Annotated in this window: 17 protein-coding genes and 1 tRNA gene; 5 read left to right on the top strand and 13 right to left on the bottom strand. The window is 64.5% G+C overall.

Annotated features, from left to right (window positions below):
• Nucleotides 1-211 precede the first annotated feature (211 nt).
• The 6 genes from ABIC03_RS15605 to ABIC03_RS15630 form a co-directional block, all read right to left on the bottom strand.
• Nucleotides 212-1,174 carry a cation diffusion facilitator family transporter gene (locus ABIC03_RS15605; RefSeq protein WP_354058947.1) on the bottom strand — a complete coding sequence of 321 codons (963 nt, stop codon included), beginning with the start codon at nucleotides 1,172-1,174 and terminating at the stop codon, nucleotides 212-214.
• Nucleotides 1,175-1,176: 2 nt separating this feature from the next.
• A complete protein-coding gene (locus ABIC03_RS15610; RefSeq protein WP_354058948.1) occupies nucleotides 1,177-4,395 on the bottom strand; it encodes an efflux RND transporter permease subunit in 3,219 nt (1,072 codons plus the stop codon).
• A complete protein-coding gene (ihpB, locus tag ABIC03_RS15615; protein WP_354058949.1) occupies nucleotides 4,388-5,365 on the bottom strand; it encodes a divalent metal ion exporter adaptor subunit IhpB in 978 nt (325 codons plus the stop codon). The genes ABIC03_RS15610 and ihpB overlap by 8 nt, the downstream gene beginning before the upstream one ends.
• Nucleotides 5,362-6,636, bottom strand: coding sequence for a divalent metal ion exporter subunit IhpA (gene ihpA, locus ABIC03_RS15620; protein ID WP_354058950.1), 1,275 nt, complete (start codon nucleotides 6,634-6,636; stop codon nucleotides 5,362-5,364). The genes ihpB and ihpA overlap by 4 nt, the downstream gene beginning before the upstream one ends.
• A gap of 58 nt (nucleotides 6,637-6,694) precedes the next feature.
• Nucleotides 6,695-7,057, bottom strand: a complete 363-nt coding sequence (locus tag ABIC03_RS15625) for a hypothetical protein (protein WP_354058951.1) — start codon at nucleotides 7,055-7,057, stop codon at nucleotides 6,695-6,697.
• Between the two features lie 120 nt (nucleotides 7,058-7,177).
• Nucleotides 7,178-7,411, bottom strand: a complete 234-nt coding sequence (locus ABIC03_RS15630; protein WP_275171325.1) for a protein-tyrosine phosphatase family protein — start codon at nucleotides 7,409-7,411, stop codon at nucleotides 7,178-7,180.
• Nucleotides 7,412-7,764: 353 nt separating this feature from the next.
• Here ABIC03_RS15630 and ABIC03_RS15635 point away from each other — a divergent pair, with 353 nt between their 5' ends.
• Nucleotides 7,765-8,658 (top strand): hypothetical protein, encoded by an 894-nt coding sequence (locus ABIC03_RS15635; protein WP_354058952.1) that lies wholly within the window; start codon nucleotides 7,765-7,767, stop codon nucleotides 8,656-8,658.
• Between the two features lie 98 nt (nucleotides 8,659-8,756).
• Here the strand turns inward: ABIC03_RS15635 and ABIC03_RS15640 are convergent, their stop codons facing one another.
• Nucleotides 8,757-9,368 (bottom strand): MarR family winged helix-turn-helix transcriptional regulator, encoded by a 612-nt coding sequence (locus ABIC03_RS15640; protein WP_354058953.1) that lies wholly within the window; start codon nucleotides 9,366-9,368, stop codon nucleotides 8,757-8,759.
• 234 nt (nucleotides 9,369-9,602) lie between these two features.
• On the opposite strand from ABIC03_RS15640, the gene ABIC03_RS15645 reads away from it, so the two are divergent.
• A complete protein-coding gene (locus tag ABIC03_RS15645) occupies nucleotides 9,603-10,658 on the top strand; it encodes an AraC family transcriptional regulator (RefSeq protein WP_354058954.1) in 1,056 nt (351 codons plus the stop codon).
• A gap of 112 nt (nucleotides 10,659-10,770) precedes the next feature.
• Here the strand turns inward: ABIC03_RS15645 and pepT are convergent, their stop codons facing one another.
• The 4 genes from pepT to ABIC03_RS15665 form a co-directional block, all read right to left on the bottom strand.
• Nucleotides 10,771-12,021: a peptidase T gene (gene pepT, locus ABIC03_RS15650; protein WP_354058955.1), complete on the bottom strand. Its 1,251-nt coding sequence runs from the start codon at nucleotides 12,019-12,021 to the stop codon at nucleotides 10,771-10,773.
• Between the two features lie 102 nt (nucleotides 12,022-12,123).
• Entirely contained in the window at nucleotides 12,124-12,468 is a 345-nt protein-coding gene (locus ABIC03_RS15655; protein ID WP_354059659.1) for an HU family DNA-binding protein, read from the bottom strand.
• Between the two features lie 209 nt (nucleotides 12,469-12,677).
• A tRNA-Asp gene (locus ABIC03_RS15660) sits at nucleotides 12,678-12,754 on the bottom strand.
• A 161-nt stretch (nucleotides 12,755-12,915) separates the two neighbouring features.
• Nucleotides 12,916-13,119, bottom strand: coding sequence for a hypothetical protein (locus tag ABIC03_RS15665; RefSeq protein ID WP_026232877.1), 204 nt, complete (start codon nucleotides 13,117-13,119; stop codon nucleotides 12,916-12,918).
• Nucleotides 13,120-13,376: 257 nt separating this feature from the next.
• On the opposite strand from ABIC03_RS15665, the gene ABIC03_RS15670 reads away from it, so the two are divergent.
• Nucleotides 13,377-14,288 carry an alpha/beta fold hydrolase gene (locus ABIC03_RS15670; RefSeq protein ID WP_354058956.1) on the top strand — a complete coding sequence of 304 codons (912 nt, stop codon included), beginning with the start codon at nucleotides 13,377-13,379 and terminating at the stop codon, nucleotides 14,286-14,288.
• Here ABIC03_RS15670 and ABIC03_RS15675 read toward each other — a convergent pair.
• Together ABIC03_RS15675 and ABIC03_RS15680 are read right to left on the bottom strand one after the other, a co-directional pair.
• Nucleotides 14,285-15,577, bottom strand: a complete 1,293-nt coding sequence (locus ABIC03_RS15675; protein ID WP_354058957.1) for a spinster family MFS transporter — start codon at nucleotides 15,575-15,577, stop codon at nucleotides 14,285-14,287. The two genes, ABIC03_RS15670 and ABIC03_RS15675, sit on opposite strands and share 4 nt — an antisense overlap.
• 60 nt (nucleotides 15,578-15,637) lie before the next feature.
• Nucleotides 15,638-16,828 carry a Rieske 2Fe-2S domain-containing protein gene (locus ABIC03_RS15680; protein ID WP_354058958.1) on the bottom strand — a complete coding sequence of 397 codons (1,191 nt, stop codon included), beginning with the start codon at nucleotides 16,826-16,828 and terminating at the stop codon, nucleotides 15,638-15,640.
• A 201-nt stretch (nucleotides 16,829-17,029) separates the two neighbouring features.
• On the opposite strand from ABIC03_RS15680, the gene ABIC03_RS15685 reads away from it, so the two are divergent.
• On the top strand, nucleotides 17,030-17,542 hold the full coding sequence (locus tag ABIC03_RS15685) for a MarR family winged helix-turn-helix transcriptional regulator (protein ID WP_354058959.1): 513 nt from the start codon (nucleotides 17,030-17,032) through the stop codon (nucleotides 17,540-17,542).
• Between the two features lie 213 nt (nucleotides 17,543-17,755).
• Complete coding sequence (locus ABIC03_RS15690; RefSeq protein WP_354059661.1) at nucleotides 17,756-20,008, top strand: TonB-dependent siderophore receptor; 2,253 nt, start codon at nucleotides 17,756-17,758, stop codon at nucleotides 20,006-20,008.
• Nucleotides 20,009-20,079: the final 71 nt, after the last annotated feature.

The following is a 20,079-nucleotide window of genomic DNA, read 5'->3' on the forward strand; positions in this document are numbered from 1 at the left end:
CCGTGGCCAAACACTCGGCGTCGTCCCGGCCTAGTGCGCAATTGCGCACGGGGGCCGGGACCCATAACCCCAGCGAGAAGTTGCGGCGCGAGGCTGATAACCACGAGTCTTCGTTAAACTACTCCCTGTGGCTATGGGTCCCGGATCAGCGCTCCGCTTCGCTGCGCTTGTCCGGGACGACAGTTGAAATTGGAGCTGCCACGCAGCCGCCTCACACCACATCATCCGGCGCCAGCGCGCAGCCGTTGTCGGGATGGGTCTCGACCTGAAGGGTGGTGTGGCCGATGCGGTGGGAGCTCTTCAGCATCTGCGCGGTCTCCATCAGGAATGCATCGCCGGCGCCGGTGGGCATGACGAGGTGGCAGGTCAGCGCCGTCTCGGTGGTCGAGATCGGCCAGACGTGGAGATCGTGGATCGCAGTGACGCCGGGCCTCCCCAGCAGAAGGATCTTGATCGCGGCAATGTCGGTGCCCTTGGGGGCCGCCGCCATCGACATGTCGATTGAGCCGCGGAGCAGGCTGGTGGTGCTCCAGAGGATGGTGGCGCAGATGACGAGGCTGGTGACGGGATCAAGCCAGAGCCAGCCGGTCCAGATGATCAGCGCCGCCGAGATGACGACGCCGAGCGAGACCGCGGCGTCGGCCGACATGTGCAGATAGGCGCCTTCGATGTTGATGTCGTCCTTGCGTCCGCGCGCGAACAACATGGCGGTAAAACCGTTGATGAGGATGCCGATGCCGGCGACCACCATCACGGTGATGCCGGCGACCGGCTCCGGTTCGCGCAGGCGCAAGAACGCTTCCCAGCCGATCGCGCCGGTTGCGACCAGCAGGAACACCGCGTTCGCCAGCGCCGCCAGGATGGTGGAGGCGCGCAGGCCATAGGTGAAGCGTCCGCTCGGCGCGCGCCGCGCCGCGATCGATGCGCACCAGGCAACGACCAGGCCGAGTACGTCGCTAAGATTATGGCCGGCGTCGGCAAGCAGGGCGGTGGAGTTGCCGATATAGCCGTAGACGGCCTCGGCCACGACCAGCGCGGCGTTGAGCGAGATGCCGATCGCGAACGCCTTGCCGAAACTGGCGGGGGCATGGACATGGGCGTGGCCACCATGATCGGGATCATGGCCGTGGCTATGATCATGGTGATGATGGCCGTGATGGTCGTGGCTGCCCACCTCTAGCGCTCCCCGGAAGCTGCCAAATCGGGCGCCATTGTAGGCGTTTCGGCAGCCCCGTCACGGCGGAACAGCACGTAGAGCGCCGGCAGCACCAGGAGCGTCAGGACGGTCGAGGAGATGATGCCGCCGATCACCACGGTTGCAAGCGGCCGCTGCACCTCGGCGCCGGCCCCGGTGGCAAGGGCCATTGGCACGAAGCCGAGGGACGCCACCAGCGCCGTCATCAGCACCGGACGCAGGCGTGTCAGCGCGCCCTCGCGCACCGCGTCGGCGACGGGGTGCCCCTCGCTGCGCAGCCGCTCGATGAAGGCGATGATGACGAGCCCGTTGAGCACGGCCACGCCCGACAGCGCGATGAAGCCGACGCCGGCGCTGATCGACAGCGGGATGCCGCGCAGCAGCAGCGCCATGACGCCGCCGGTCAGCGCCAGCGGCACGCCGGAGAACACGAGCGCCGCATCCGCCGCCGATCCCATGCCCATGAACAGCAGCAGGAACACCAGCAGTAGCGCCACCGGCACGACCAGCGTCAGCCGCTTGGTGGCGGAGACCAATTGCTCGAACTGTCCGCCCCAGCCGATCCAATAGCCCGGTGGCAGCTTGACCTTCTCTGCGACGGCTGCCTCCGCCTCGGTGACGAAGGAGCCGAGATCGCGCGCGCGGACATTGGCGGTGACGACGATGCGCCGCTTGCCGTTCTCGCGGCTGATCTGGTTGGGGCCGGGCGTCGCATCGACGGTTGCGACCGACGACAGTGGCACATAGCGCATCTGGGCGAGGGGCGGGGCGGGCAATGCCGTCCGGATTGGCGCACCGATTGCTGCTTCCTCGCCCGGCGGCAGCGGGATCGGGATCGCCCGGATGGCCTCGAGATTGCCGCGCAGGTGTTCCGGCAGGCGCACGACGATGTCGAAGCGGCGGTCGCCCTCGAACAGCTTGCCGGCCGACTTGCCGCCCACCGCGATTTCGACAATGCCCTGCACCTCGCTGATGCTGAGCCCGTACCGGGCGAGCGCCTGGCGGTCGAGACGGACGGTGAGGATCGGCAGGCCCGAGACCTGCTCGATCTTGACGTCGCTGGCGCCACGAATACGGCGGATCGCCGCCTCCACCTGTTTTGCCGCGCCTTGCAGGATATCGAGATCGTCGCCGAAGACCTTGACGCCAACGTCGCTGCGCACACCAGAGATCAGCTCGTTGACACGGAACTGGATCGGCTGGGAGATTTCATAGGCGCTGCCGGGGATGTCGTCGGCGGCACGGTCGATGGCCTCGATCACGTCCGACTTGGGCCTGCCCGGGTCGGGCCATTCGGCGCGCGGCTTCAGCATGATGTAGCCGTCGGTCTGTGCCGGCGACATCGGATCGGTTGCGATCTCCGCGGTGCCGATGCGGGTGAAGAACTCCTTCACCTCCGGAATCTGCTTGATGCGCTTCTCCAGCGCTTTTTGCAGCTCCAGCGACTGGGTCAGGCTGGTGCCGGGAATCCGGATCGAGGCCAGCGCGACGTCGCCTTCGTCCAGGCTCGGAATGAACTCACCGCCCATGCGCGCGGCCGCAACGCAGCTTGCGACCACGATGATGGCGGCCATGATTGCGACGCTGAGGCGATTGTCGATCGCCAGCCGGAGCAGGGGGAGATAGGCGCGCTTCGCCAGCCGCATGAACAGGTTTTCGTGTTCGGACACCTTGCCGGTGACGAAGATGGCGACTGCCGCCGGGACGAAGGTGATTGAGAACAGCACCGCGGCGCCCAGCGCCATCAGCACCGTCAGCGCCATGGGCGTGAACATCTTGCCTTCGACGCCGGTCAACGTCAGCACCGGCAGGTAGACCACCGCGATGATCAGCGTTCCGAACAGGCTCGGCTTGATGACCTCGCTCGAACCGCGCCGGATCGCGCGCAGCCGTTCGGAGATCGTGAGCAATCCGCCTTTCTCGCGCTGGGCCTCGGCCAGCATGCGCAGGCAGTTCTCGACGATGATCACGGCGCCGTCGACGATGATGCCGAAATCGATCGCGCCCAGGCTCATCAGGTTCGCACTGACCCTGGTCTCGACCATGCCGGTGACCGTCATGGCCATGGACAGCGGAATGACGCAGGCTACCACGAGCGCGGCGCGGATGTTGCCGAGGATCAGGAACAGCACCGCCACGACCAGCGCCGCGCCTTCCAGCAAATTGTTCTCGACCGTGCGGATGGTGGCTTCGACCAGATCAGTGCGGTCGTAGACGGTCCGCGTCACGACACCGTCGGGCAGCGATTTGGCGATCTCCTCGAGCCGGGCCGCGACACGGCGTGCCACGGTGCGGCTGTTCTCGCCGATCAACAGCATGGCGGTGCCGAGCACGGTTTCCTCGCCATCGCGCGTCGCGGCTCCCGTGCGCAGGTCGCGGCCTTCGGTGACGGTCGCGATATCCCTGATCCTGACCGGATTGCCGCCGCGCGAGCCGATGACGATGTCCCTGATTTCGCCGACATTGCCGACCTGGCCCGGCGAGCGAACCAGATATTGTTCGCCGTTGCGCTCGATATAGCCGGCGCCGACATTGGCGTTGTTGGCGGCGAGCGCCGTCATGACGTCGCGAAAGCCGAGCCGGTAGGCCATCAGCTTGCCGGGATCGGGGAGCACGTGGAATTGCCGCTCGAAGCCGCCGATGGTGTTGACCTCGATCACCCCCGGCACGTTGCGAAGCTGCGGCTTGATGATCCAGTCCTGCACGGTGCGCAAATCGGTCAGCGAATAGTCGTGGCCGCCTTGGGTCTTCGCGCCCGCCTTCGCCTCGACGGTGTACATGAAGATTTCGCCGAGCCCGGTCGAGACCGGTCCCATCGCGACCTCGACGCCGGTCGGAAGCTGGTCCTTCACCTGCTGGATCCGTTCGCCGACGAGCTGGCGGGCAAAATAGATGTCGGTGCCGTCCTTGAAGACGACCGTCACCTGGCTCAGCCCGTAGCGCGACAGCGAGCGGGTGTAGTCGAGTTTCGGCAGACCGCCCATGGCGGTCTCGACCGGGAAAGTGATGCGCTGCTCGGTTTCCAGCGGCGAATAACCGGGCGCGCGGGTGTTGATCTGGACCTGGACGTTGGTGATATCAGGCACGGCGTCGATCGGAAGGCGCTGGAAATTCCAGGCGCCGAAGGCGATAGCGCCGAGCGCAAGCAGCAGGACCAGCCAGCGCTGCTGCAGCGAGACCGCGATGAGGCGCTCAATCATGCTCGGCCTCGCCCTTGCCCATCTCCGCCTTCACGACGAAGCTGTTTTCCGCGACGTAATGCTCGCCGGCCGATAGGCCGGCCCTGATCTCGACGTGGCGGGGATCGGAATCGCCAAGCTCCACCGGGCGCGCTTCGATCTTGTCGCCGTCCTCGCGGACGAACACGATGGTCCTGTTCTCCAGCGTCTGGATCGCGCTTCGGCGCACGGCGACCGCGACGTTGCGCGCGGCGAGGATCAGCCGTGCCGTGACGAACAGGCCGGGACGCAAGCGTCCGTCCGGATTTGGCAGCACCACGCGCGCCAGCGCGGTCTGGGTCTCGCTGCTGCCGATCGGGGCCATGTAGGAGATCGTGCCCTTGATCTCGCCACGGCCGTCGTCGGGATCGATCAGCACCTCGTCGTTGAGGCGAACGCGCCGCAGGTCCTGTCGGTAGATCGACAGATCGACCCAGATGGTGGTGAGGTCGGCGACGACGAAGGCCGGCTTCTGCTCGGAGGCATATTCGCCGAGCGAGATCTGCCGCTCGATGATGGTGCCGGCAAGCGGCGCCTTGAGCTCGTAGACGGTGAGGCTCTGGTTGCTTTCGATCGTGGCGAGCAGATCGTCCTTGCCGACCTTGTCGCCGATGCGCTTCTGGATCGATTTCGCGACGCCTGGAAAGCGCGGCGTCACCTGCACCACGGCTTCCTGGTTGGCGCGCAGGATGCCGTTGAAGGCGAGCGTGTCGGTCAGGGTGACGCTCGCGGCTTCCGCCAGCGTCACGCCCGCGGCGGCAAGCTTGACGTCGGAGATGCGGATCCGGTCGGCGCCGTGCTCGTCCTGCTCGACATGGTCGTTCGGCTTCTCCGGCTTCTTGTCCGCGGCGTGTTGGGCGTGCTCCACCCTGGCCGGGCCGAGCAGGGAGTAGCCGTAAGCGCCCAGCGCGGCGGCAACGAATGCGACGAGGATGATGGAGGACGTCTTCATCGTGCGCTCTCCCGCGCCAGCGTGAAGGGATTGCCGACGAGGCCTTCGATGGTCGCCACCCCCGCGTGGAAATTCTGCAGCGCCTCCTGCTCGCGCAGCCGCGCCTGGGTGACGCTCGCCTGGGCGTCGAGCACTTCGAGCAGGCTGAAGCGGCCCTGGCCGTAGCCTTGCGCGATGGCATCCGAGGCTTCAGTGGCCTTGGGAATGGCGCTCTCGCGCAGCACCGCGAGCTCGCGCAACGAGCCCTGGAGCGAGTCGTAGGCGCGGCCTGCGACCACGATCAGCGTGTTGCGGTTGGCCTCGCGCTCGGCCTTGGTCTTGGCAAGGCTTTCCTGCGCTGAGAGGATATTGCCCTGGTTCTGGTCGAACACCGGGATCGGCACCGAGACGGTGAGGCGCGCCGCGTCGTCATTGGTCTCGTTGAAATGGCGCCAGCCGGCGGCGATCCGGACGTCGGGGTAGGGCCGCAGCCGCGCCAGCAGCAGCTCGGCGTTGCGCTGGGCATAGATCGCGGTCCAGCGCACCAACTGCGGATTGGCATCGATCGCGGCGACGACGGATTGGAATGTTGGAGGCCGGCCCATGGTGTCGAGCCGTCCGGAGACCTCGCCGAATTTCGGGGCCGCGTCGCCCATCAAGACCGCAAGCTCGCGCCGGGCGCTGGCCAGCGTCGCCTTGAACCGCTCGCGGTCGGCCTTCACGAGGGCGGATGCCACTTCCGCACGGCCGGTCTCGGCCGGCGAGGAGGCGCCGGCCTCGACGCGGCGGCGCAAGAGCGGCGTCAGCCGGTCAATGGCAGTGATCTGCTCGTCGAGGATCTGGATGCGCCGCTGTGCGCCGAGCACGCTGAGGAAGGCGATCGCGGTCTCCGACAGCACCTCCAGCCTGACGGCCTTGCGCTGGATCGCGGCGACCTCGATGCCGGCGACGCCCGCTGCAATCCGCGCGTCGCGTTTGCCGAACAGCTCGAAGGCCTGGCTGATCTGCAGCGTGGTCTCGGCCGATCGCGTGCCGCGGTAGATGCCGGACCCGAACGAATTGTCCTGTTCGTAGGTCAGCTCCGGATTAAGAAGTGCACCTGCCTGGATGCGCTGGCCCGTGGCGATGCCGACATCGCGCTCCGCCGCGGTCAGCCGCGGGCTCGTGGCCAGCGCGCGCGAGAGCGCACTCCGCATCGTCAGAGTCTGGGCGTGAGACGGCGCAAGCGCCGATCCGGCAATCAGACACGCTGCCGCGCACGCCAGGCGCGCGGCCATTCCCCTGCAAAACATGAAACCGACCTGTAAAGAATGAACCTCATGGGCGCGCGTGGCGCCCGACCAAATCCGTTCAGGCCATACGTTTGGGAGGCGGGGAGTCGGTATCGGGAACGATGCCGGTGAGCCGGGGGGCGCGTTGCGGGCGCGATGCGGAGACGAGCCCGATCGATGAGACCGGTGGCGCCGGCTGAGTCACCGTCACGGAGAAGCAGCCATGGCAATGATGGCCGCCCATGGCCTTGTGATCGTTGTGATCTGTGGAGCCGTCAAGGACCGCGCTGATCTCCGAGCCGCCACCCGGCGTGGTGACGTCGATGTCGTGCAGACCATGCAGCGCGCCCGCGAGCAGGTAGACAACCGCGATCAGCACAGACAGCAGCCCGCGCCAGTTGCGCGGCCGGCAAGATCCTGAGGGCTGGCGGTTGGCGAGCACGACGTCACTCTGGTTGCGGTCTGCGCCCGGCCTAGCATGGGGGCCGGAACAGTGTCGACCCGCAACATTGTTACGTCCCTGGAACAATTGCCGCAGCGATGGCGAAGACGGCAGCTCTTCTCATTGGCGCGTGATCAAACTCAGCTGAGCATCGGCTGCCGCTCCGCGTGCTGCGTCCGGCATGTCGCCGGTGTGGCCGGCTTCGACCGTGACGACGGCGCGACAGCCGGCTTCCATGGCGCGTTCCAGCCATTTGATGGCTTCATCGATCCACTGGTCGTGGTGCTCGGGATCGGCGATCGCCTTTTCCCGGAATGCATCTGCCTGATGAAGGCACGCGGTTCTGCGATCCACGCGGCTTCTCCCGATCCGGAGGTTCCGCCCCGACCGCATCCTTGATGATCCGAGAGGCGGCGTCGTTAACATAGGACAGGAACCGCCGCCCAAAAAGAAAGCCCCAGCCGGGACTGACCGGCTGGGGCTTTCGTGCTCACAAACTTCATCCTTGGGACTTGGACAGATAATCCGCAACGCGCCGGTTCGTTCCCGCAGGTTCGGTCCAATTTGGAACGTTCCTTGTTCGTTGTGATTAGCGACGAGGAGAAACTGAGGAGGACAGACCATGGACGGATTGATTTATCTCATCGGCTTGATCGTGGTGGTCATGGCGATCTTGTCGTTCTTCGGCCTGCGTTGAGAGAGCGGCGATGACGATGGAAACTCTCATACGGGAAGACATCATGGAAGGCGGCGGGGTCGCTGCCGACGACCGGCGCACCATCCAGTGGAGCTCGGTCATCGCAGGCGCTTTGGCTGCCGGCGCAATGTCGTTCATCCTGGTCGGATTTGGAGTCGCCGTCGGCCTGGGCGTCAGTTCAGCCTCGCCGACATGGCGCGATGCATCGGCGGCACTGGCTTTGCTGTCGGGGCTGTATCTGATCATCCAGGCGATCGTCAGTTTCGGCTTTGGCGGCTATATCGCCGGCCGGACGACGCGACCAGCCCCGGCGGTCACAACGATCGAAGACGACGGCGAACGGCGGGATGGGCTGCATGGGCTGATGTCCTGGGCGCTTGCCGTGCTGCTTGGTGCCGCGCTGCTCGCGATGCTCGGCGCGGCTGCGGTTGACCGATCGCCGATGCGCAGTTCGGCCAGCAATACGTCCGCGGCCGAGCCTCTGTTGAGCTACGAGTTGGACAAGCTGTTTCGCGTAGCGCGGCGGCCCCCCAACACCGACCTCAGGGAACCTCGTGCCGAAGCCGGACGCATCCTGATGACGTCATCGAGCCACAGCGGCGTCAGCACCGATGACCGGGCCTACCTCGTGCAGCAGGTGGCCGCGCTGACGGGACTCGCGCCACCCGACTCGGAACGACGGGTCGACGCCGCGATTGCGGATTCGAGGACGGCGATCAACCGGGCGCGGCGTAACTCCATCATCGTCGCCTTCTCCGTTGCGGCAGCAGCCCTGATCGGCGCTGCGGTGGCCTGGGCTGCGGCGGTGGCCGGCGGTCGCCATCGAGACGGCGAGCCGCTGCCGAACTGGATGGCAAGCTCGAACCGCTTCCATCGCTCTCCGCGTGCGATGCCGGTGCCTTGACATGCAGGACGATGGCCGGGAGCGATCCCGGCCATGTTGCCTTGACGAGAACGCTAATACTTCTGTTGCTAGATCAGGTGGGACATCGGATCACGACGTCACGCGGGCTTGGGGCCAGTTGCGGTAGCGCGCGCGAAAGTCGTGCAGAGAAGGTCGACCTCGCCGGCCGCGATCGGCGCGCGGTGAAGGCGGCACCGAAGCTCCGTGTTTGTCCGCGCCCGGCCGTGGGACGGCCGCTTTATGCCAGATTCGGCGAGAAACATGCAGTCGCGGCAGGCGCCCACCGCCGGCTGACGATCCGCGGTATCGATGCGATTCAAGATTTTGCCAAGCGAGTCCCTTAGCCTGAGACATTCTTCGGGAATCAGCGAAGTGATTGCGTCCAACAGACCGTTGAGCGGATCGTGCAGGGCCAGAAGCCTCTCACCCTGAGAGGTCACGACAAGTGTCGTCGAGCGCCCGTCTCGTTTTGAAGGTCTTCGCGCCAGGTAAGACTTTGCTTCAAGGATCTTCACGATCTGCGAAGCGGTTGCCCTGGCCGTGCCAGTGAGGGCGGCAACCGCCGAGGGAGTTCGTGAAAACCTGTTGGCGCGCGACAGAAAACGCAGCACCATCCATTCCCGATCGTGCAATCCCCGTCGATCGTTTCCGAAATGGCAGATTTTCACCGCTTGAACCAGCAGCTCAACCGTTTCACGCTCCAGCGCCATGGTCTATCTGGCCCGGGGCTTCGGTTCTTCAGGATGTCGAAGTGGTCTTTGCACTGCGTTCTCGCCCGGGGTCAGTTTCGTTGATCCAAATCAACGAAGATTGTCGTCGTCGCGATCCTGTGGAAACAGCGCGCGGGGCGATCGACCTCTCGTACGGGAGGATGGGAGGTCCGTCTTGCGATCAAGTGCCGAGAAATTGGCTTTTTGAGCCAACGTGCCAAGGCACGCCCTGCCATGCGCTATGTCAAACCCGATCGTCTCGGTGCTGTACCCAACTCGACAGGCGGGATTGCGAGGCTTGCGTGCGAGCGGATTCGCAAAGCCGGAAAGGACCTGGCGCGATTCGTGTCGAGAGCCGGATTGACGCTCGAGGTGATCGAGGATCCAAGTCATCGTCTCGGGGTGGAGACCCAGATCAAGTTGCTCGAAGCCGCCGCACGGGAGTTGCGTGACGATCATCTGGGGTTTCATTTGGCGCGGGATTTCGATCTCCGCCAGATCGGGCTGCTGTACTACGTCATGGCGTCATCGGAGAGTCTTGCCGAAGCGCTTCGGCACGCCGAGCGTTACTGCTCGCTCAACAATGAGGGCGTCCGCATCCGGGTCGGTTTCGGCCGCGCCGTCGTTGTCACGCTCGAGTACGTCAACGTGGAGCGTGGTTCGGACCGCCATCAGATCGAGTTCTGGTTCGCAGCCTTGATCCGCGTCTGTCGGCACTTGACCAATCGCCAATTGACGCCGCGCCAAATCAGAACGAGACACCATCGCACGACGGTGCCTCTCGACGTTCGTGCTCTTCTAGGCTGTGCCATCGACTTCGAAGCCGACGCCGATGAGATCGTGTTTGCCGCCTCGGACGCGTGCTTGCCCTCCGTCGGTGCTGACGCTTATCTCAATCGGCTGCTGCTCGACTACGCGAATGAGGCACTTGGCAAGGGAAAGCTTTCCCGATCAACCCTTCGATTCCGCGCGGAGCAGTTGATCATCCAGCTGCTGCCCCACGGCACGGCGAACGTAGGGGAAGTGGCCGGTCGTCTCGGCATGAGCCGCCGCACGCTGGCGCGGGGGCTGGCGGCGGAGGAAGAAACATTCTCCGAGCTTCTCGACCGGATCCGAGCAGCTTTGGCCGAGCGATACCTGCGGGAGCGGGAACTACCGATCTCCCAGATTGCGTGGCTGCTCGGTTACCGGGAGGCCAGTTCTTTTACGAACGCCTTTGTCCGGTGGACCGGATCGACTCCAAGGCGGTTTCGGGCGGACCACGCAATATCGCAGTGGCAGCGAGCGTAAGGAAAGCGCCAGCCTAAGTCTAAGCGACTGAAGCTTGCCATGCTCAAGATGTCGGTCCTCGAGACTTTTCGCGAAACGCGCTCCGCTTGCGATGACGGCATCCCGTCAGCCCTTACGCCTTCTCCTCCCAGATCATGGCGAGGTGGACGATCGTCTGCACCGCCTTCTCCATGTCCTGCCGGCTGACCCATTCGAGCCGGGAATGAAACGCGTGCTCACCGGCGAAGATGTTGGGGCAGGGCAGGCCCATGAACGACAGGCGCGAGCCGTCGGTGCCGCCGCGGATCGCGGTGCGCATCGGGCGCAGGCCGGCGCGGCGGATCGCTTCGATGGCGTATTCGAGGATGTGCGGGTGGCGATCGATCACCTGCTTCATGTTGCGGTACTGCTCCCGCACCTCGAATGTGTAGGTCGAGCGGGGAAAATCCTTCATCACGTCCTTGACGATGTTCTCGAGCAGGATCTCCTTTTCCTTCAGCCCTTCCTCCGTGAAGTCGCGCACGATGAAGGAAAGCGTCGCCTGCTCCAGCGCACCCTCGATGCCGATCGGATGCAGAAAGCCCTGCTTGCCTGATGTCGTCTCGGGCGAGCAGCCTTCGCGGGGCAGGCGCTCGACGATGGCGGCGGCGATCTTGATGGCGTGCTCCATCTTGCCCTTGGCATAGCCGGGATGGGCGCTGACGCCGTTGATGGTGATAGTGGCGCCGTCCGCCGAGAAGGTCTCGTCCTCGACGCTGCCCGCGCTCTCGCCGTCCATGGTGTAGCCGAAATCAGCGCCGAGCTTCTTGATGTCGACATTGTCGACGCCGCGGCCGATCTCCTCGTCAGGCGTGAACAGGATCTTGATGGTGCCGCGCTTCACTTGCGGGTTGTTGATGAAGAAATGCGCGGCATCCATGATCTCGGCGACGCCGGCCTTGTTGTCGGCGCCGAGCAGCGTGGTGCCGTCGGTGGTGATGATGTCGTTGCCGATCTGGTTTTTCAGCGCGGGGTGTTCGGCGAAGCGGATCACCTGGCTGGTGTCGCCCGGCAACGTGATGTCGCCGCCACGATAGTTCTTCACCATTTGCGGCTTGACGTCCTTGCCGGTGACGTCGGGCGAAGTGTCCATGTGCGAGCAGAAGCAGATCACCGGCACCTTCTTGGTCGTGTTCGCCGGGATCGTTGCATAGACGTAGCCGTAATCGTCGAGATGCGCGTCCGCAACGCCCATGGCCTTCAGTTCAGCGGCGAGCACGCGGCCGAGGTCCTTCTGTTTCTCCGTCGAGGGCGAGCTCGGGGATTCCGGATCGGACTGGGTGTCGATGGTGACGTAGCGCAGGAAGCGCTCGGTCACGGTATGCGAAAAGGTGAGGGAGGACATTTCTGGTCAAACCGCCGGGTCAGGGGAGAGAGGCGGTATACCAGAAAACCGGGCCGCGTTGCGGCCGGAGGACGCGGATCAGGCTTAACGAAACGAGAGTGGTCAGATCGCCTCTTTCAGCTCCTTGACCGGGCGGAAGGCGACCTTCTTGCTGGCCTTGATGTGGATGGGCTCGCCCGTGGCAGGATTGCGGCCGGTGCGGGCGGCGCGCTTGCGGACCTGCAGGATTCCAAGCCCGACGATGCGGACCCGGTCGCCTTTCTTCAGGTGCTTGGTGACGAGCTCGATCATGTCGGTCAGGACGGCCTCGGCGCGCTTCTTCGACAGATCCTGGCTCTCCGCAATGTCGGCGGCGAGGTGCTTGAGCGTGATGGTGGCGGGAGCGGCAGCCTTTTTCCCCAAATCCTTCTTGGCCGAGTCCTTCTTGGCCGAGTCCTTCTTAGCCATGTCCTTCTTAGCCATATCTGGGCACCTCAATCACAAGGGGGCCCCGGAAAAGCCGGTAAAGCGTGGGGTCCCTCCAAGTCCTGGAAGGCCTAGACGATTCGGGCGTGGGCTGACTATGGCGCGAGTTCTCGACGGATGCCGGCAATCGCCGTCAGAGCCGCGAAAGGTGTGTAGAAGCTTATTCTAAGGCTATGAAGGAATTGCCAAAATGGCGCGAGAGACGGGGCTCGAACCCGCGACCTCCGGCGTGACAGGCCGGCGCTCTAACCAACTGAGCTACTCCCGCGTGGTTCGCTCAAAGCGCGCGGAACGAGGGGGGACTTAAAGGCGGGGCTTGGTGAAGTCAAGGACGTTGCGCTTCGCCGGCAGGTCTCGGCTAAGCATTGCTCTGGAAAACGAAAAAAGGCCGCCAGGCGGCGGCCTCTGTCAGCCCGGAGCGGGGCGGTGTCAGCGGATCTCCGACGTCCCGGCGCTGGTCACGACGACGGGCTTGCCGGCCTTGATTACGTGGGCGGACTGGGCGGTCTGGCTGTAATCGGCATTGGTGCGAGCTGCGATCCCGAAGCCGGCCACCGTGATGCCGGCCACCAGCGCCACCACCACGATCTTCAGGTGGGTCGCACGATCAGCAGAATGAATGGAGTGGTTCATGTGAGCCTCCCGACGGGCTTTGCCGCCGTCTATGGCTCTTCTTGTAAGGACCGTCTGTTTCCGGATGGTTTCGCGGGTTCCGCAAAACGGTTTCATCCGGCCGTTTGTCTGGTTTCGCCTGCGGGCGGCGGGAGCGCCCTAAGCGATCTTACCTGGCGGGTAATCGCGGAGGTGATCCCGCCTGGTCATGATCGTTTTCATCGGCCGAGACCGATGGGCCGACAGATCCGCAAGGGTATCGGCAAGGGAGAAGCACCATGAACCGTCGAACCGTCCTCGAGGCCACCTTGTTCGGGACCGCCTTCGCGGCAGCGTCTGGTGCGAGCGCGCCAGTGGCAGCAGCGGCCCAGCAGAATGAATGGCCGTCTTTTGTGACGGCCAGGGACGGCACAAAACTCTTCGTGCAGGATTGGGGCAGCGGCCGACCGGTGTTGCTGCTTTCGGCCTGGACGTTCAACGCTAGCACGTGGGGCAGCCAGATTGCCGCCCTCAACGCAAATGGCTTCCGCTGTGTTGCGCCCGACAGGCGCGGGCATGGCCGGTCCGAGATGCCTTCCGCGGGTTATGACCTGAACACGCTGACCGACGACGTCGCCGCGTTGATCGAGGCGCGTGACCTGCGCGACGTGACACTGGTCGGCTTCTCGATGGGGACGGCCGAGGCGGTGAACTATCTCGGACGATACGGATCGGACCGGATCGCAAGGGTGGTGCTGGTTGCGCCGACGACGCCATTCCTGATCAAGACCGAAGACAATCCGGATGCGGTGCCGAAGGCAATGATCGAGGCAGACAACGCGGCCATCGCGCGCGACTTCCCCAAATGGATTGCGGCGAACGAAGCGCCGTTCTTCACTGCCGAGACACCCGAGATCACGCGGACCTGGATCCGCGAGATGATGCTGAGCGTGCCGTTGCCGGTGGCGCTGGCCTGCCGCAAGGCCATCGCGTTCGCCGATCTCCGAGCGGCAGCTGCCAAGATCGATCGCCCGACGCTGATCGTTCAGGGCGACAAGGATGCCAGCGCGCCGCTGCCGTTGACCGGTGCAAAGACGGCAAAACTAATCAAGGACAGCAAGCTGACCGTCTACGAAGGCGGCCCGCATCCGCTGCCGCTGACGCACAGCGAGCGCCTGATCGCGGACATGCTGGCGTTCATGGGCGCCTAGCTCGCTCGCTTGATGTCGGTGCGGATGGTTTGCGCCGCCCAGACGAACAGGAGCGCCCCCAGCGTGGTCGTGACCGCCGCCGAGAGCAGGGAATAGCGCACGGCGTCGGCGCCGTAAGCGCCCTTCAGGGCATCATTGACCACGCCCACGGCGAGCGGACCGACGCCCTGGCCGAAGCAGGTGGCGGTGAGCGCGATGAGGGCGGAGGCCAGCGCGCGCATGCTCGGCTTGGCGACGGTCTGCGCGATCGCGAAGATCGGTCCGAGATGGAAGCCGACCAGAAACGAGGTCAGGGCCAGCATGGCGACCATCATCGCAAAGTCCTGAGTCAGCATGCAGAGCGCGAACACCGGCCCGGCGAGGCCCGAGGTGATGGCGGGAGCCCATAGCTTCCATCGGTCGTCGCGGCGGCTGACCTGCGCCACCACGAAGCCGCCGAGCAGGGTGCCGGCCATGCCGGCGAGGCCCTTGAAGGTGCCGGCATAGGTGCCGATCTCGGCGCTCGACAGATGGTGCACGCGCGCCAGGAACGGCGGAATCCAGGCCGCGGTCGCGTAGTTCGTGTAAGTGGTGAGACAGAAGCCGATCAGCACGATGATGAAGCTCTGCTGCGAGGCCAGGAAGCGCAGCGTCGGCCCGAGCGGCTCGGGCACGAAATTCTCCTGCATGGCGCCGCGCTTCGGCTCGGAGATCGTCAGCCACAGGACAATAGCGAGCAGGATGCCGGGCAGGCCCGCGACGTAGAACGCCATCCGCCAGCCATAGTGCTGGTTGACGTAGCCACCGACGAAATAGCCGAGGAAGACGCCGAGATAGGTGCCGACGGCGTAGATGCCGAGCGCGCGCGGACGCTCATTCTTGGCGAAGAGATCAGCGACCATGGATTGCGAGGCGGGCGAGCCCGCGGATTCGCCGATGCCGACGCCGATCCTCGCCAGCGCCAGCGAAGTGACGCTCGAAGCAGCGCCGCACAACGCCGTCATCGCGCTCCAGAACGCAAAGGCGACGGCGACGATGTTGCGCCGGTTGAGCCGGTCGGCGACCCGCGCGATGGGAATGCCGAGCAGGGAATAGAACAGCGCAAAGCCGAAGCCCGCGAGCAGGCCCATCATGGTATCGCTGAGCTGGAACTCCTTCTTGATAGGCTCGATCAGGACGTTGAAGATCGTGCGGTCGAGGAAGTTCAGTGCGTAGATGATCGTGAGCAGGCCCAGCACATAATAGCGCCGCGCCGAGGGCTTTGCCGCGGCGGCCGTTTGCACCGACATCTGTGACGTCACATCGACCATCGCTTCCCCCAATTAGTCTTTGTTATCGTTGTCGGTCCAGCCCTGATTGGAGCTGGCAGGTCAGCCCTCGCGGATGTAGTTCCCCGCTTCGAATTCGACCGGAGGCGCGCTCACATCGAACGAGATGCCGATCGGATCGCGGCCTGCTTCGATTGTTTCGAGCTGGTCACTCAGCATGCGCCGGATCATGAGGATGCCGCGGTCGCTCTGGCCGAAATGTTCCTCGGAATGGATGGTCTGCGGTCCCTGGCCGACCTGGGCTTCATAATCCCCCGGAAATTGCTGGTGCTCTTCCTCGGTCATCTCCCACCAAAATTTGCCGTTGAATTTCGAGCGCATGCGGCCGATGTCGCCGGCGTTCTTGACGCGGCCGGCGACATAGATGCGGAACGAGGTGTCGTCGATCGGCAGCGTCCAGCCGATCGACTCGACGCGGGCGAATTGCGCCACGCGCGGGTTTGGAACGACCCGCAAGGTGGGGAGCGCCGCCTCGGTGACGCGGTAAAACACACGGCCGTCATCCTGCTTGCGGATCGAGCGCACGGCGATCCCGCGCGGCGTCTTGTCGAACGTCACCTCCGGCATCGACGCCATCATGTTGGTGAATTGCGGACCGGAGAACGAGCCGTGCAGGACCGGCACGTGGTAGGGATCGACCACGTTCTCGTAATGCTGGAGCCAGTTGCAGGGGATGATCGCCGGCCCGCCGCCGCCAATCGAGGAATCGTCGGCGTCGACGAACTCGCCGTCGTCCATGGTCTCCAGGCATTGATAGGCCGGCAGCACTGGGCGTTTCTCGGCCGGGCCCATATAGGCGAAGATCAGTCCGTAGCGTTCCTCGACCGGATACCAGGGCTGGCGCACCTTGTCCTTGAACTTGCCGCCGTCGGGCTCGCAGGGCTGCTCCAGGCAGTGACCCTCGGTGTCGAACTTCCAGCCGTGATAGCAGCAGCGGATGCCGTCCTCCTCGACCTTGCCATAATAGAGCGTGGTGCCGCGGTGGCAGCAGCGGGCGTGCAGCAGGCCGGGGCGCCCATGCTTGTCGCGAAACAGCACCAGATCCTCGCCGAGCGCGCGGACCTTTTTCGGCGTGTCGGTGGCGTCACTGACAAGCCCGACCGGATGCCAGTAACGTCGCAGCAGTTCGCCCATCGGCGTGCCACGCATGACCGAGGTGAGCTCGGTGCGCGTCTGCGCCGGCTTCATCGCATAGGCCGTCCCGAGATCGCGATCCCGCTGGGTGATGCTCATACCGGTCCTCCCGTAGTCGGCCGCTCCGGCCGGGCTTTTTTTGATGCCTTGTACCCAGTGAAGGGTAGATCGATGACAATGTCAACGATACTCCAAGTGCCTCTTAGTCGCATTTGACGGGCCGGCGAACGGAAGGCGGCCAGGGTTTCGCCGGCCCCGCCTGGGCTTGGCAGGCCCCGGCTTTCTTGGCAGAGGTGGATCATGAGCCAGACCGAGAGCAGGGGCGGGACGTCGCCCGAGACGGACGAGAGCGATCCGGCGGCGCCGATCACCGTGATGCTCTCGTCGCGGCTGATGGTGCTGGCCAATCTGCTCAAGCGCGGTGCGATCCTGCGCTACAAGCGTCTCGCCGGATTGTCCTCGGTCGAGTTCGGCCTGGTCGCCTCGCTCGGGCGGCGGCCGCCGATGAGCGTGGCGCGGCTTGCCGAAGCTGTCGGCCAGGACAAAGGGCAGATCAGCCGCGCGCTTGCGGAACTCGTATCGCGCAAGCTGATCGCGAAATCGGCCAACCCGAAAGACAGCCGCGAAGTTCTGGTCTCGCTGACCGCAACGGGCCTTGCGGCGCATGATGCGATCGTCGCCGGCGCGCAGGAGCGCAATCGGCGCTTGCGCGAACATCTGAGCGAAGCCGAGTTCGAGGCGCTGCTGCAGCAGGTCGATCAGCTGACGGCGATCGCCGCCGAGATGCTCGAGAGCGAGAAGGTTTCGCGCTGACGTTTCCGCAATTCCGGGACATGTTGGATGGCTTCCGAGACCCTTCCAAAACTCATTCTAAGACTCTTTCTAAGACTCTTTCTAAGAGGCTTTCAATTAGGGAATTCGCGCGCGCTCCCCTAAGCGTCACCGCAAGCGCATGCCGTCACGGGACTGACGGTATGTGCAAATCAAAACACGCAGTTTTGGGGTTGCGCGTTGAACAGTCTGGGAATGCTGCGGTCGGCCGTACTGGCGACCGCATCCGCTTGGGTCTTGGTGCCGCAGGCGTCGCTTGCACAATCTGCTGCGCAGAGTGGCGCGCAGAACATTCCGTCGGTGACCGTCACCGCGCCGGAAGCGCGCCGCCGGGCGGCGCCCTCCGTCCAGCGCCGCGCGCCGCGATCATCCCAGCAGACCGCCAACCGAAGCAGGCCGCAGCCGCCGCGCAATGTCGGTTTCGTCGAAACCCCGCTCGGCCCGGTGCACGGCTACGTCGCCGGCCGCAGCTCGTCCGGCACCAAGACCAACACGCCGATCATGGAGACGCCGCAGGCGGTGTCGGTGATTGGCGCGGAGCAGATCCGCGACCAGAAGGCGAACAAGCTCGACGAGGTCCTGCGCTATACTGCCGGTGTCCGCGCCGGGACTTTCGGCGCGGACACGCGCAACGACTGGTGGCTGATCCGCGGCTTCAAGTCCGACGATATCGGACTGTTCCTCGACGGCATGCAGCTGTTCTACACGTCCTATGCGAGCTGGAAGCTTCAGACGCCCAACATGGAGCGCGTCGAGGTGCTGCGCGGTCCATCGGCCGTGCTCTATGGCGGATCGAGCCCGAGCGGCATCGTCAACGTCATCAGCAAGATGCCACCCGCGGAGCCCGTCCGCTTCATCGAGACCGGCGTCAACAGTTTCGGCAACGCCTATGTAGGCTTCGATGTCGGCGGTCCCGTCGCGACGAACCCTGATAACGGCAAGCTGTTCTACCGTGTCGTCGGCCAGGTCCAGAACGGCCCCACGCAGGTCAATTTCACGCCGGACAACAACTACTTCATCGCGCCGTCGGTGACCTGGAAGCCGGACGCCGACACGACGTTCACGGTGCTCGCTTCAGCTTCCCGGCAGGAAACCCGTGGCATCAACTTCCTGCCCTATGAGGGCACGGTGACCAACGCTCCCTTCGGCAAGATCCCGACCAGCTTTTTCGCTGGCGATCCCAGTGTCGACAAGTTCACGCGCGAGCAGGAGATGCTGGGCTATCAGTTCGAGCGCAATCTCACCGACGACCTGACGTTCCGGCAGAATGCGCGGTTTGCCCATGTCGACGTGACCTATCGCGGCTACGTCGGCAATAATTGGGCTGACATCAACACAGCCAGTCTCGGTCGCTATAATTGGTATGCGAAGAACACTGCCAACCAGGCCAATCTCGACAATCAGCTGGAGTACCGCTTCAACACCGGCGCGGTGCGGCATACGATGCTGTTCGGGGTCGATTTGAAGGGCTACGAGATCGACGACTATCAGGCGTTCAACTTCGGCACGGTTCCTCCGGTCAACGTCTTCAATCCCGCCTATGGATTGGACATTCCATTGACGGGCGCACCGTTCCGCAACTTCCAGATCACGCAGAAGCAGGCCGGCACCTATCTGCAGGACCAGATGAAGCTCGGCAACTTCACGCTGGTGCTGAGCGGCCGCAATGATTGGGTCGAGACGACGCAGGCTGCCCGTGATAGCGGCGCCACGCTTGCCAGCCGCGACGACAGCAGGTTCAGCGGACGCGCCGGGCTGATCTACAATTTCGACAACGGTATCGCGCCCTATGTGTCTTACGCCACGAGCTACAATCCGATCATCGGCCTCAACGCGCAAAACCAGCTGTTCCTGCCGGAGACCGGCCAGCAGACGGAAATCGGCGTGAAGGTCGCGCCGCGGGGATTTGACGGCTACTTCACCGCCTCAGTGTTCGACCTGAAGCGCCAGAACGTGGCAACGACTGATCCGGTCGTCACGACGTTGCAGAACCAGACCGGCGAGGTGACCTCGCGCGGTATCGAGCTCGAAGCGGTGGCGAACGCCACGCGTGAGCTGAAGCTGATCGGCTCGTTCACGGCCTACCATTTGTTCAACAGCAGGGATCTGGACCCGTCGTTGGTCGGCAAGACCCCGACCAACACGCCTGAGCTCCTGGTGTCCGGCTGGGCGGACTACACCTTCAAGGACGGGCCGTTCGCAGGGTTCGGTTTCGGCGGCGGTGTCCGCTATATCGGTTCGTCGTGGGCGGATACCGCCAATACCCTCGAGGTTCCCGCGGTCGTGCTCGGCGATCTCGCGCTCCACTATGAATGGCAGAACTGGCGCACCGCGCTGAACGTGGTCAACCTGACCGACAAGATCTACGTCGCCAGCTGCGCGGCGGTGTCATCCTGCTTCTACGGCGACCGCCGGCGCGTGACCGCCAGCGTCTCCTACAAATGGTGAGGCAAATGACGAGAACAGGCGAGGGAAGGCCATCGTGAGAGCCTGACCGGCTCGTCACCCGGCTTTCCACC

The organism is Bradyrhizobium sp. RT6a (assembly GCF_040547675.1).
GTDB lineage: Bacteria > Pseudomonadota > Alphaproteobacteria > Rhizobiales > Xanthobacteraceae > Bradyrhizobium.